This window comes from Anaeromassilibacillus sp. SJQ-1 (assembly GCF_046693725.1).
Taxonomy (GTDB): Bacteria; Bacillota; Clostridia; order Oscillospirales; family Acutalibacteraceae; genus Anaeromassilibacillus.
Genome location: NZ_JBKEIV010000044.1, coordinates 216,344 through 228,077 on the forward strand (window position 1 = coordinate 216,344; position 11,734 = coordinate 228,077).

Genomic DNA, 11,734 nt, shown 5'->3' on the forward strand with positions numbered 1-11,734 from the left:
CAATTAGTCATTTCAGTAAGTATTTTCCGAGTCCTATCTGAATCAAATATAGGACAAGGATATGTGCTGGATAAAAAACATAGAAGAAGTATTTTAGCTTCAGTTTACCACGCTTTCCGTTGTATAGCAGAATAAGCAAGCAGGCAAGAAGCGTACATAAAGGCGGTTGATTCCCCGTTGTCCCCATGTAAGCCAAAAGGAACAGCAACACTTGATAGATTCGGTGATTACGGCAAATATAAAATGCTGATATGAATAAGATCCCCTGCATACCGTAGTCACAATGGATTCCTTCCGCAATGCCGGAAAAAAGCACTACACTGAGAACTTGCAGGACTGCTGATTTTATTCTATCCACCGGTAGGTCTGATTTACACGAAAATCTTTCAAGGCATACCAATGTCAATAAGCCTAAAAACAAGGTGAAAAATACATTTTGATACTTCAAGTAAAACGGAAATGTATCTTCCATTCGTGAATACGCACTAAAGAAACCTATGTCAAATGGAACTTCCGAAATAAGGGCAAATGCAAGCATCAACCCAATATAGCGTTTTTTACTTCTTGTGTGTTGGAATCCTTCTGCCAGCAAAAAACAGAATAGCGGAAAAGCAATCGTCCCAATGCTTTGCAAATCAAACCGTATGAAATAATCTATCTCTCGGAATCTCTCCCACGACATTTGCCCGTTATCTGCCATAGCCCCCCAGTAGTTTGATAGCAGCCATTGCAGCACAATTTTACATAGATGGTCAATAAGCATTGTCAGTACAGCAATAACCTTTAGCGAATTTCCTGAGAGAAATTGAATGCGATTTATTTTCCTATCAAGGCTCATAAAGCAACCTCCTACCAACTTCCAATTCTACGATTTTTCGCATTCAAATTATACCATAAAACTCGTGAACAATTCTATCGCAACTTTGGAATATATGAGAAAAGTCCGAACAGTTTTCTGCCCGGCACTTCCTCACTCAATCATAAATCAATTCTGCTTTCACAATCTCCTCTGCCTGTGCCTTGCAAGCGTTCATCTGCCGCACCCATTCCATTTGATTATCGGCTTTCAGTTGCTCAGTCACACCGTTTTGCTCTGCCAGTGACCGCACGATCAGCTCCATGCGGTTTCGTGCCGCTTCGTCAATCTCGGCACAATGTTCAAAGAGCTTGTCGGATAGCACCAGTTCATTGAACAGTATCGGGCGGTGCATTTCCAGATACGCCTTGCGAAGTCTGCCGTAGTGTCCGATGGGCTTGGTCTTGCGGATAACGATGTTCGGGATAAGATAATCGCCGTTCTGTGTGTAAGTGATATTCATGCTGATTGTACTCCTTTCATTGGCTCTCTCTGCGGTAAGCTGCTGACAGGGACGAACACGCCCTTTGCAATGTCCTCTGCACGAATGGCGGCTTTCTTGGCTTCGATTTCTGCCTTTTTCCGCTCCTTGATTTTATCCTCGTATCGCTTCTGCGCTCCGCTGGCTTTACGCTTCAAGTAGTTCTGATGAAGTCTGTCCTTGCGTTCCTCTCGCTTGCGGATTTCTTCTAATTCCTCCGGGGTCAGCTCCACTTCTCCAAACGCCGGGGGAACGAAACGCCCAACAAAATTGAAGTAAATCTCAACCTCCTGTGTGGTCTGTATACTTCCTTTGCGGTCACGCTCATGCACAAGAATTTTCTCGATAAACTCGTTGAGCATGGCAATGGTCAGCTTGTCGAAGTTCTCATACTTACCAATCAGAGCGATAAAACGGTCAGCGTCCTTTTCGTGCTTCTCATAGCTCTTGACAGCCTTTTCCAGAACAGAGATTTCAGCGGTAAGCTCGGACTGTTCCTTTTCGTATTGAGCGTCCAGAGTGGCGTATCTGCTGTCGGACAGCTTGCCTAAAATGTTGTCCTCATAGATTTTGCAGAGCAGGACTTCCAGCTCGGAAACTCTCTGCTTTGCTGTGGCAAGGCGTGTCCGCTGTTTCCTGACCTCTGCCGTCTGCTGGCTGGACTGTGCTTCCTGCACCACACGGACAAACTCGGCTCTGTCATGCTTGGCATATTCGGCAATAGCTTTGAGCATTTCGGAAACAAGGGACAGTACCACATCTTCATTGATACGGTGCTGTGTCGTGCAGAGCTTTCCAACTGGGACTTTGCTGTATTGGGAACAGGTATATTGAGAAATACGCTTGCCGTTGTTGGTACGGTGGACATACATCTTGCCGCCGCAATCGGCACAATAAAGCAAGCCTGTGAGGGGAGCTGCTTCGCCCCAGCCGTCCGGGTAGCGTCTGACATTCCCACGGATTTTCTGCACAAGGTCAAAGGTCTGCTGGTCAATAATGGCTTCGTGCGTATTCTCAAAAATCGTCCATTCGTCCTCCGGGACATAATGGCTTTTCTTGTCCTTGAAGTGCTTTCGGGTCTTGAAATTGATGGTGTGTCCCAGATATTCACGCTTTTCAAGAAGGTTGCAGATGGTGGAAGAACCCCAGCCGTACACATCTTTGAAAGTCTTATTCTTGTTCACGCCCTCGCCGTGCTGGGCAAGGTAAGCGGACGGAATGAGAATTTTTTCTTCTTTCAGCTTGCTGGCGATCTGATACGGACCGTAGCCCTCAATCGTCATGGCAAAGATACGCTTGACCACCTCTGCGGCTTCGGGGTCAACCAACCATTGGTCTCTGGCTTCGTTCCAGAGATAGCCGTAAATGACTGTGCCTGTGAGGTGCTTGCCGGACTTGCCTTTGGACTGGAAAGTGGAACGGATTTTACGGCTGGTGTCTCTGGCGTAATACTCGTTCATAATGTTGCGGAAAGGGGTAAAATCATCGTCCCCTCTGGCACTGTCCACGCCGTCATTGATGGCGATAAGGCGAACGCCACGCTGACGCAGGATTTCCATAATCTGACCGACTTTCAGATAGTCACGACCCATGCGACTCATGTCCTTGATGCACAGATACTCCACATTCCCGGCTTCAACCTCTTTCATCATTGCCAAAAATCCGGGACGGTCAAAGCAAGTACCACTAATGCCATCGTCCGTGAAATGGACAATGTTCGTAAAGCCCTGCCGTGCGGCGAACTCCTCCAACATAGCCTTTTGATTGGAAATGGAATTGCTCTCACGCTGTTGGTCATCATCTTTGCCAAAGTCATCACGGCTCAGTCGTTCGTACAGAGCTGTGATTTTCTCGTTTTTTCTCATAACTTGCGCTCCTTTCTTCGGTTTTAGGTTGTGTGTTCTAAGAGACTTCCCAACCGCTTGATTAAGAAGTCTTTTAGAGCATACAACACCCGCCGCCAATTTGTATTTTTTATATTGCTTCACCGCGAAATGGTCGGGGCTGCGTTCTTCTAAATCGGCAAAGAGCAGATCAACGGGGCTTTGGTATTCCTCGTCGTCCTCGCGTGCTTCGCTTGCATTGATAAGTTCAAGCAGCGTTGTAAAGTTCATTTCCTCGGCGGGGGCTTCATACCAAATGTAGCCGATCAACGCGCAATATAATAATCTCTCGGCTTTCACCCAAAAATCTTCCGCGCTTTTTTCTCCCTCGCCTTTGGTATTGACAATAAGGGTATTGACAACCTTTAACACGTCCTTTTCGCTGCGGATATAGACAAAGGGGTTATAGTGCATACTTTTCCGAAAGTTTATCGTGTTCAGTACCTTAATGCGGTAGCCTGCCCGTTGCAGCAGCTTTCCGCACTCGATTAGGACGGTGCCTTTTGGGTCGGTCAAGACGTAGGAAGAATGAAGCTGCATTAAATTAGGCTTTACGAAAAACCTTGTCTTGCCGCTGCCGCTGCCGCCGATCACCACGACGTTTTTATTTCTCGCATATTTCGGCTGCTTCGGGCGGCTGTTCATGGTAAGGCGTTCGGTCTGCGTCAAAATGATGTTGTTCTGAAAATCCGGGTCAATGTAGGGCTTTATATCTTCGGCGTTGCCCCATCGGGCAGAGCCGTACTCCGCGCCCTTGCGGTATTTCTTTGCGTTTTTCCCTTTGACATAGACAATCAAGCGGATAACCACCGCGCCTACAATGCCAACAAGCAAATCCAGCGGGTACACGCTCGGCAAGGCGTTTTCAAATGCTGCGGAAAATCCTTTTGTGATATTCAGTATCTTTGCGGATATATCCGCGCCGGGGGCAAGTCGCACCGCCTGTCCGACTTTATCAAAGAGATAGACAAAGAACACATAGGGGATATTCGGAAGTATCAGCTTTTTGTAGTTTATTTGCTTCATATCTCGCGCCCCCTGTCTATTTTCTTTACCTTGTCGCGGGCGGCGTTAAGCTGCTTCGCCTTGTCCTTTGCAGCGGCAAGGGCTTTGCGGATAGAGGGCTTTTTATCCCGGTTCAGCTTCTTTGCGGAAAACTCTTGAAATGCTGCGGTCATAACGTCCGCGTCCCGGCCTTTGAAAAACACAAGGTAACGGGTCTGCTCGCCCTTAACCTTTTTCAGCGAAAAATCTATGTTGTATTTCTTCGCCGTACTCTCAAAGGCTTTAATATTGCTGTCGGTGATCTCGATGTTGGAAACGCCCGCGTTCTGCTTCATAAGCTGGCGCATGGTCTGTTTCCCATGCGCGGGCTTGCTTTTCTGCTCCAAAAACTTTCGGATTGCTTTCTGCAACGCCTGTTCGGTAAGCCGCGCCGCGCCTTTTCCCACTTTGACGTATAGGGCAATCGTTTTTTGGGTTACTTCCTCCTGCAAGGTATCAACTCCTTTCCCGGTAAAGTGTGGCTATGCTCATTCGCCGCCGTAAAAATCGTGATTGACAAGGGCGGTATAGTAGCTGTCAATGGTACTCGGCGCGTTGAACAGCACCGCTTTTAGATACTGCTTGATATTGCGCACTTTGGTTGTGTTTTCCCTCATGCAGTCCAAAACAAATTCAATATGGCTGCTGTTCAGCTTCAAAAACTTGGATTTGACAAGTTCGGCGGGGTAGTCGTCCCCGGCAATACGGATTGTCTTTCGGGCTGTGCAGACGGTTTCCAGCATAAGGTCAACAATCTCATTTAGGCGGTCTGCGTCGATTTTACAGTTTTGAATGAGATGGTCGTATTCGATATTGTCCTTGATAATCTCCCTGTAAATCTCTACTGCGCTATTGCTTTTCGCTTCCGTTCTTTTCCTTTCCGGCGGCGTAGCCGCTTCGTCCTGTGCAAAGGGCAAGGGGTTTGGGGAATGGAAAGGAATGGAATGGGTACTTGATAAATCAGTAATTGATTGTTCTTTACTTGATATATCTTTATTTAATTGCGTTGGATTTTCCAACGTAGGTTTTTCCAACGTTGGATTATCCAATGTTGGATTTTCCAATGTTGGATTTTCCAATGTAGGGTAATCCGATATAGACGGCTGTTCGCCGCTGGTAGCTGCTTCCGGCTCTCGCGGCTGCGGCTGCTCGTATATGACATAATCCGCGCCCCGCAAGCGTCCTTTCTCGTCGCGCTCCCGGCTGCGCACGATATATCCGGCTTTTTCGAGTTCTTTTACCGCTTCGCGGATTGCGTCGATCTTCTCGCGGTTGATGTGAGATAAGCCCGCAAGGGTATAATCCCAATCTTCGGGCAAAGACAGCATTTGCGAAAGCAAGCCTTTTGCCTTTAAGGTGAGTTCCTTATTGCGCAAGTGGTGGTTGCTCATAACGGTATATCCCGTATTGCGTTCCACTCTGAAAACTGCCATGTTTCATCACTTCCTCTCTTGGTCTGCGTGGAATATTAGAAAGCCGTTTTCGGCGGTTTTGGTATTGCAGTATGCCTTTGCCGTTTTTGTGTCTGAAAAGCCTTGTATTGCAAGGGCTTTTTCGCGCCTAACGTTCCACGTTACCGCCTGTTTTCGGGCATAAAAAAACCGCAACTCTTTTCAAGCTGCGGCGACATATCCTACTCACTTAAAAACGCCATATCAAGGCTTGTCCAACCTTGCTACGGCGTTTTAGGTGTAATTATAGGGGTTGTTTAATTGTCTTTAATGTGCTGAAAGCCGCATGGTTACGGCATTTTCCTTGTTGTGCATATATTGACGGGGCAGTTGGTCCAGTCGGCCCCGTAGCGCCAGTTACGCCGGTCGCGCCGGAAGGCCCGGTTGGCCCAGTCGGTCCGGTAGCGCCAGTTATGCCGGTCGCGCCGGAAGGCCCGGTTGGCCCAGTCGGTCCGGTAGCGCCAGTTATGCCGGTCGCGCCGGAAGGCCCGGTTGGCCCAGTCGGTCCGGTAGCGCCAGTTACACCGGTCGTGCCGGAAGGTCCAGTTGGTCCAGTCGGCCCCGTAGCGCCAGTTACGCCGGTCGCGCCGGAAGGCCCGGTGGGTCCGGTCGGCCCCGTAGCGCCAGTTACGCCGGTCGCGCCGGAAGGCCCGGTGGGTCCAGTCGGTCCAGTAGCACCAGTTACGCCGGTCGCGCCGGAAGGCCCGGTGGGTCCGGTCGGCCCCGTAGCGCCAGTTACGCCGGTCGCGCCGGAAGGTCCGGTAGGTCCGGTTGGCCCCGTAGCACCTGTGACACCGGGTAATCCCTGTGGTCCGGCTGCTCCTGTGGCACCAGTTGGTCCGGCTGCTCCTGTGGCACCAGTTGGTCCGGTGAGTCCGGTTGGCCCCGTAGCACCTGTGACACCGGGCAATCCCTGTGGTCCGGTTGCTCCTGTGGCACCAGTTGGTCCGGTGAGTCCGGTTGGCCCCGTAACGCCCGTGGCACCTGGTAATCCCTGTGGCCCAGTAGCACCGGTCGCGCCCGGTAATCCAGCAAAACCTTGAGGGCCAGTTGCACCAGTAGCTCCAGTGGCCCCTCGCGGCCCCTCTACGCCCTGCATTCCTTGTATGCCCTGTGGCCCAGTCGGCCCTGTAAGGCCGCGGGGACCTTCAACGCCTTGAATGCCCTGAATTCCTTGTGGTCCTGTCGGTCCGATGGGACCACGTTCGCCGGTTGGCCCGGTCGCTCCAGTCGCGCCTGTTGGCCCAGGTTCCGGACATGGAACAGGTACACAACAGGGTGGAGGCGGCAGCAAGGCGGTGGACAACAGGAGGAATTGTAGCATGCGTTATTGAGCTCTTCATTCGGATAAATTTTCATGCTCTTTACCTCCGAGCAAAGATTTGGAATATTCCAAATACAGTTTATGCTTGGGAGGAGCAAATGGACACAAAAAGAGGGTGTCCTAGAAGCCATGAAATGACGGAAGGATACCCTCTTTTTTAGAAACTGAGATATTTTCCAGACAGAAAGAGGACGCCCCTTTTCCTATGAATCGAAAAATTCATAGTTTTGGGACACCCTCTTTTAATAGGAAGTATAGCGATTTAAGAGTTTACTTTTGCCTTTGCCACCTGCTTGTCAATATACTCCTGGAGCGGACGTTCTTTCAGATTAATGGTCATTTTAGAGGAATCCGGCTTGTGCAGGGATAGGATGGTGGCCATGCGGTCGTCCGATTTCTTGGACGTAATGTCAAAGGTTCCGTCGGCATTATCCGGCTTTACAAAGCAGACCGTACAGTAATATTTGTCCTTATAATACTGGCCGGCAGTTGCCTCAGCAAGCTCTTTGAGTTCCTTATTCGACAGGGACTCCGGGTCTTTCGTTACAACAAACATTGCGCGGTTCCCGTAGATACGCTTGTACACGCCATCCTGAAAGGTGAAATTTTCATCTGTTTCTGTATACTTCTTAGAATTTGTTCCAGTACCAGTTGCAGCGTTTCCAGTAGAAGTAGCAGAGGACATCGTATTGGAAGAAGTAGCCCCCTCGCCGGATTCATTGGTAGAGACAGTTGATTCGGTTTCAGAGGAAGAAGACTCTGCCTCCGAAGACGAAGCCATTGAAGAAGAGGACGACTCTGTCTCAGAAGAGGAGGTGCTCTCTTCTGAGGGAGTGCAGGCGAATAGCGTACATGTAAGAGCTGCAATCATCATGGCAGCGATTATTTTTTCAGCATATTTCCAACTCCTTTAAAAATTTTTACTCATGATAGCACGCGCTAAATTTCAAGTCAACCGGGGGTTGCTGGCTTTGGGCGGATTGCGGGACATTCGTTTCTGAAAGTTTGCCCGGTTTTCCTAAGAAAATTCAAGAATTGTAAAAAAAGTGAAAACAAGAAGAAAAGTTTCCTTTAACAAGGGTTTATATTCTTTAAAATTAAAAATGAATCTTACGGTTTTCTTACAATTGCCTTAAAAGACTTTTAAAAAGCAACTTTTTGTCTTTTTTCGTGTTATACTCCATAGTGTACTTGAAGCGGTAAGTCCAATTTTGATGAGGAGTTAAAAACTTTATGTGGAGTATAGAGAACCGTACGGCGTTTTTTGAATGTGTAGCGGACCTATTAAAGGAACCCAAGGTACAAAAAATGCAGGAAATTCGCCAACATGTAGAGGACGCCAATTGCCTGCAGCATTGTCTGTTTGTAGCCTATTTAAGCTTTTTGTTTTGCCGGAAATTTCATTTGGATGCCGTTTCTGCGGCGCGGGGAGGGTTACTGCACGACCTGTATTTGTACGATTGGCGCACCCACAAAGGAAACCACATGACCATGCACCCGATCACAGCGCTCGCAAATGCGACGCGCCTGTTCGAGCTGAATGAAAAAGAGAAGGATATTATCGTCAAGCATATGTGGCCGTTGACACCTGCATTTCCGAAATATGCAGAAAGCTTTGTGGTGAGCACAGCGGACAAGCTGTGCGCGCTTGCTGAAATTTTTCACGTATATCGTCGGCTGCGAGTAAGGGAAAACCTGGATTTTCTTCCTAAGAAATCATTGGAACAATCGCCGGATTCCTCGCAAAAGCGTGCTTCTGCATGATCGCTGGAAGAGTGGTGTGGTTTGTGTTATAATTTCACTAAACACCATAGATTCGGAGGATGAAATATGCAGGAAATTGAGCGAAAGTTTCTACTATCGGAGTTTCCAGATTTGCCGCTGTTGGAAAAGGCGGAGACGTTTCAAGGGTATCTGTCCGTGGAGCCGGTTGTTCGAATCCGAAAAAAGGTAAAAAAGATCATACGAGCTATGTGCTGTGCATCAAGGGGAAAGGGAGGCTTTGCCGGAAAGAGATTGAATGGAACCTGACAGAGGATGTCTTTCAGGAGTTGGAAGAGCTCCTGGAAATCCCTATGGTGCGTAAAGAATATCGGGTTTATGCGCTGGAAGATGGACATCGCTTGGAATGTAGTTGGGTGGATTGAGGGGAACCAACAGAATTTCTCTATGCGGAGGTAGAGTTTCCCTCCATAGAAGATGCTTTAGCGTTTCAGCCGCCAGCATGGCTGGACAATGAGGTGACGGAGGATTCCTATTACAGCATGAGCCAGTATTGGCAGAGAAAACGGGACGTACTTCGAAAAAAGTAAATATGCAATTTGATGCAGCGGGGACCAAGGAGGAAACCCGCTGCTTTTCACTGCATGATGCACTGTACAGAAATTTCCGCATAGTTTGGTGATATGAGAAATCCGGGGTGAGACACCACCGGACGGTGAAAGGGGAACATCCACATGATCGACGGTAAGTATAGCATTGTTATGCAGACACCTATGGGCCCTGTAAATGGGACACTGCTCTTAAAGACAGAAGGAGAAACACTGAGCGGCGTATTGGAGGCGATGGGAGGGCGGCATCCGTTTTCTGGCGGGACCGTACAGGGCGAGGATTGTGCATTTTCCAGTGTTTTTCAAACGCCGCTGGGCAGGTTGCAGCTTTCCGTCAAAGGGAGTGTCCATGGAGATGTGTTCCGCGCCACCGCCCGGACACAGATGGGAGTAATCAATGCCATGGGAAAACGTACACATTCCAGCGGGCAAAGGAACCCATAATTTACGAAAATACCGAAAGGGATGCCATTGTAAAGCAAACATGAGTTTGCTATAATAAAAATGACTTGTCGATGGAGTACGTGGCTATAGAGTGGCCATCCATGATTTGTATGGATGTAAAGACGAAGGAGGAAACAAGATGGAAAAAGCAAAGGTCTATTTTACTGATTTTCGAGCTGGCCTGAATCAAAATCTGCTGCAAAAGCTGGAAAAATTGGTGGTAAAGGCGGGCATTGAACAGCTGGATTTCCAGAATAAATTTGCAGCGATCAAAATCCATTTCGGGGAGCCGGGCAACCTGGCATACCTGCGCCCGAACTACGCGAAGGTTATTGTCGACTTGGTGCGGCGCAACGGAGGCCGCCCCTTTCTGACTGACTGTAATACGCTTTATGTAGGGCGCCGCAAGAATGCACTGGATCATCTGGATGCCGCCTATGAAAATGGCTACAATCCCTTTGCTACGGGCTGTCATGTCATTATTGCAGATGGCTTGAAGGGAACGGATGAGGCGCTTGTGTCCGTTCCGGATGGACAGTATGTCAAAGAGGCGAAAATTGGCCGCGCCATTATGGATGCAGATATTTTTATCACATTGACCCATTTCAAAGGCCATGAAGCGACTGGGTTTGGCGGTACATTTAAGAATATCGGCATGGGTTGCGGGTCCCGTGCAGGTAAGATGGAGATGCACAGCAGCGGTAAGCCGTTTGTCGATCAGGCGCTTTGCGTGGGATGCGGTTCGTGCCAGAAAAACTGTGCACATTCTGCGATCACCATCACAGATCGAAAGGCGGACATTGACCACAACAAGTGCGTAGGATGTGGACGTTGCATCGGCGCTTGCCCGATGGATGCGGTAAAATCCCCGGATGATGAGGCAAACGATATACTGAATAAAAAGATTGTGGAATACTCTGCGGCCATTCTCCGCGAGAAGCCGAATTTCCATATCAGCTTGATTTGTGATGTTTCTCCATTCTGTGATTGCCACGCAGAGAACGACGTTCCGATTATTCCGGATGTCGGTATGTTGGCTTCGTATGATCCAGTAGCTTTGGACATGGCGTGTGCAGATCTCTGCAACCAACAGCCTGCAATGGCGGGAAGTATCATCGATGGGAAACCCGTACATGACCACTTTGATGCGACGCATCCAACCACCAATTGGCGCGTCACCATCGATTACGCAGAGGAAATGGGACTGGGAACACGTGATTACGAGTTGATCCGTATTTAGTCTTTTATTTCTTGCATGAAATGTTGCGCCCGGACATAACCTTTTTGGCTATGTCCGGGCGCATTATTTGCATTCGGTGATTTTACGATTCCAGTTTGTTCTCCAGATAGGTGGCGAGTACCTCGAGGTCGGAAATCGAATGAATATCCGCTGCCCGACGATTGATTTCTTCTTTAACCTCCAGTGGAAGGGAATCGAAGTAACCTGCCGCAGACATATCCCCGTTGTATCCCTTGTTGAAGCCGCCATATCGGTTGTCCATGAAAACACCTCCGCAAAGGAGCCTATACGAGATACATATAGATTCCTGTAGATCACCGAGGTTAAAAGCATAAACTTGTGTATATGCGTGTAACTTCGGTGGACTACTAGTATATGCAGAAGGGTTCACAGATTCACAAGGAAACGGATGGAAGTCAACCTGCATGTTCGGTTGGCGTAGGACAGAGCAAGGACAGGACATCGTCGACGGTTTTGCCAGAACGCAGCATGGCGTCGTAAAGCGTGTTGATTTCTGCTTCCCGTTTTGCGTTTAAAAGCTCTTTTCGCTTTTCTTCCAATTCGATAATCGTCTTTTTCCAGCGGGTGATTTGAGCCTCAACCTTCATAATTTCCGTATCATAGTCGATTCCCCTGCGGGTACGGGCCATGAAAAACATCTCCTTCATCGGTTTTCCATAG

General features: G+C 48.6%; 15 protein-coding genes and 1 pseudogene. 6 read left to right on the forward strand and 10 right to left on the reverse strand.

The features are described from left to right. Nucleotides 1-7 precede the first annotated feature (7 nt). From ACGCCZ_RS12655 to ACGCCZ_RS12680, 6 genes and pseudogenes are all read right to left on the reverse strand, one after another. The gene (locus tag ACGCCZ_RS12655) at nucleotides 8-838 is read right to left on the reverse strand and encodes a TraX family protein (RefSeq protein ID WP_025483373.1); all 831 of its coding nucleotides are present in this window, start codon (nucleotides 836-838) and stop codon (nucleotides 8-10) included. Nucleotides 839-974: 136 nt separating this feature from the next. Beyond that, nucleotides 975-1,319 carry a TnpV protein gene (locus ACGCCZ_RS12660; protein ID WP_033119194.1) on the reverse strand — a complete coding sequence of 115 codons (345 nt, stop codon included), beginning with the start codon at nucleotides 1,317-1,319 and terminating at the stop codon, nucleotides 975-977. Next, nucleotides 1,316-3,202, reverse strand: coding sequence for a recombinase family protein (locus tag ACGCCZ_RS12665; protein WP_330378750.1), 1,887 nt, complete (start codon nucleotides 3,200-3,202; stop codon nucleotides 1,316-1,318). Before ACGCCZ_RS12665 ends, ACGCCZ_RS12660 begins: the two co-directional genes overlap by 4 nt. 60 nt (nucleotides 3,203-3,262) lie before the next feature. Further along, nucleotides 3,263-4,246, reverse strand: a pseudogene (locus ACGCCZ_RS12670) (type IV secretory system conjugative DNA transfer family protein); the annotation flags it as partial. Next, nucleotides 4,243-4,716, reverse strand: coding sequence for a PcfB family protein (locus tag ACGCCZ_RS12675; protein ID WP_007860263.1), 474 nt, complete (start codon nucleotides 4,714-4,716; stop codon nucleotides 4,243-4,245). The gene ACGCCZ_RS12675 and the pseudogene ACGCCZ_RS12670, both read right to left, overlap by 4 nt. A 36-nt stretch (nucleotides 4,717-4,752) precedes the next feature. Beyond that, nucleotides 4,753-5,697 carry a DUF6017 domain-containing protein gene (locus ACGCCZ_RS12680; RefSeq protein WP_007860264.1) on the reverse strand — a complete coding sequence of 315 codons (945 nt, stop codon included), beginning with the start codon at nucleotides 5,695-5,697 and terminating at the stop codon, nucleotides 4,753-4,755. Nucleotides 5,698-5,987: 290 nt separating this feature from the next. Here ACGCCZ_RS12680 and ACGCCZ_RS12685 point away from each other — a divergent pair, with 290 nt between their 5' ends. Further along, a complete protein-coding gene (locus ACGCCZ_RS12685) occupies nucleotides 5,988-6,758 on the forward strand; it encodes a collagen-like protein (protein ID WP_411656203.1) in 771 nt (256 codons plus the stop codon). 43 nt (nucleotides 6,759-6,801) lie between these two features. Here the strand turns inward: ACGCCZ_RS12685 and ACGCCZ_RS12690 are convergent, their stop codons facing one another. After that, nucleotides 6,802-7,074 carry a hypothetical protein gene (locus ACGCCZ_RS12690; protein ID WP_411656204.1) on the reverse strand — a complete coding sequence of 91 codons (273 nt, stop codon included), beginning with the start codon at nucleotides 7,072-7,074 and terminating at the stop codon, nucleotides 6,802-6,804. 227 nt (nucleotides 7,075-7,301) lie between these two features. Further along, nucleotides 7,302-7,595, reverse strand: coding sequence for a hypothetical protein (locus tag ACGCCZ_RS12695; protein WP_161803683.1), 294 nt, complete (start codon nucleotides 7,593-7,595; stop codon nucleotides 7,302-7,304). A gap of 43 nt (nucleotides 7,596-7,638) precedes the next feature. Here ACGCCZ_RS12695 and ACGCCZ_RS12700 point away from each other — a divergent pair, with 43 nt between their 5' ends. The 5 genes from ACGCCZ_RS12700 (at nucleotide 7,639) to ACGCCZ_RS12720 (ending at nucleotide 11,053) form a co-directional block, all read left to right on the forward strand. Next, nucleotides 7,639-7,953 (forward strand): hypothetical protein, encoded by a 315-nt coding sequence (locus ACGCCZ_RS12700; protein ID WP_153802347.1) that lies wholly within the window; start codon nucleotides 7,639-7,641, stop codon nucleotides 7,951-7,953. A gap of 319 nt (nucleotides 7,954-8,272) precedes the next feature. Then, a complete protein-coding gene (locus ACGCCZ_RS12705; RefSeq protein ID WP_198945607.1) occupies nucleotides 8,273-8,803 on the forward strand; it encodes an HD family phosphohydrolase in 531 nt (176 codons plus the stop codon). A gap of 66 nt (nucleotides 8,804-8,869) precedes the next feature. After that, on the forward strand, nucleotides 8,870-9,070 hold the full coding sequence (locus ACGCCZ_RS12710) for a hypothetical protein (RefSeq protein ID WP_054324154.1): 201 nt from the start codon (nucleotides 8,870-8,872) through the stop codon (nucleotides 9,068-9,070). Nucleotides 9,071-9,495: 425 nt separating this feature from the next. Beyond that, on the forward strand, nucleotides 9,496-9,813 hold the full coding sequence (locus ACGCCZ_RS12715; protein WP_054324156.1) for a hypothetical protein: 318 nt from the start codon (nucleotides 9,496-9,498) through the stop codon (nucleotides 9,811-9,813). 139 nt (nucleotides 9,814-9,952) lie between these two features. After that, on the forward strand, nucleotides 9,953-11,053 hold the full coding sequence (locus ACGCCZ_RS12720) for a DUF362 domain-containing protein (protein ID WP_054324157.1): 1,101 nt from the start codon (nucleotides 9,953-9,955) through the stop codon (nucleotides 11,051-11,053). Nucleotides 11,054-11,135: 82 nt separating this feature from the next. On the opposite strand, the gene ACGCCZ_RS12725 is transcribed toward ACGCCZ_RS12720, so the two are convergent. Both ACGCCZ_RS12725 and ACGCCZ_RS12730 read right to left on the reverse strand, forming a co-directional pair. Beyond that, on the reverse strand, nucleotides 11,136-11,315 hold the full coding sequence (locus ACGCCZ_RS12725; protein ID WP_054324158.1) for a hypothetical protein: 180 nt from the start codon (nucleotides 11,313-11,315) through the stop codon (nucleotides 11,136-11,138). Between the two features lie 154 nt (nucleotides 11,316-11,469). Then, on the reverse strand, nucleotides 11,470-11,703 hold the full coding sequence (locus ACGCCZ_RS12730) for a hypothetical protein (protein WP_054324159.1): 234 nt from the start codon (nucleotides 11,701-11,703) through the stop codon (nucleotides 11,470-11,472). Nucleotides 11,704-11,734: the final 31 nt, after the last annotated feature.

Coding starts and splice junctions, on each gene's coding strand:
- ACGCCZ_RS12715 (WP_054324156.1), top strand. CDS start 9,496: ATGATCGACGGTAAGTATAGCATTGTTATGCAGACACCTATGGGCCCT.
- ACGCCZ_RS12730 (WP_054324159.1), bottom strand. CDS start 11,703: ATGGCCCGTACCCGCAGGGGAATCGACTATGATACGGAAATTATGAAG.
- ACGCCZ_RS12705 (WP_198945607.1), top strand. CDS start 8,273: ATGTGGAGTATAGAGAACCGTACGGCGTTTTTTGAATGTGTAGCGGAC.
- ACGCCZ_RS12655 (WP_025483373.1), bottom strand. CDS start 838: ATGAGCCTTGATAGGAAAATAAATCGCATTCAATTTCTCTCAGGAAAT.
- ACGCCZ_RS12720 (WP_054324157.1), top strand. CDS start 9,953: ATGGAAAAAGCAAAGGTCTATTTTACTGATTTTCGAGCTGGCCTGAAT.
- ACGCCZ_RS12695 (WP_161803683.1), bottom strand. CDS start 7,595: ATGTTTGTTGTAACGAAAGACCCGGAGTCCCTGTCGAATAAGGAACTC.
- ACGCCZ_RS12680 (WP_007860264.1), bottom strand. CDS start 5,697: ATGGCAGTTTTCAGAGTGGAACGCAATACGGGATATACCGTTATGAGC.
- ACGCCZ_RS12660 (WP_033119194.1), bottom strand. CDS start 1,319: ATGAATATCACTTACACACAGAACGGCGATTATCTTATCCCGAACATC.
- ACGCCZ_RS12710 (WP_054324154.1), top strand. CDS start 8,870: ATGCAGGAAATTGAGCGAAAGTTTCTACTATCGGAGTTTCCAGATTTG.
- ACGCCZ_RS12725 (WP_054324158.1), bottom strand. CDS start 11,315: ATGGACAACCGATATGGCGGCTTCAACAAGGGATACAACGGGGATATG.
- ACGCCZ_RS12690 (WP_411656204.1), bottom strand. CDS start 7,074: ATGAAAATTTATCCGAATGAAGAGCTCAATAACGCATGCTACAATTCC.
- ACGCCZ_RS12665 (WP_330378750.1), bottom strand. CDS start 3,202: ATGAGAAAAAACGAGAAAATCACAGCTCTGTACGAACGACTGAGCCGT.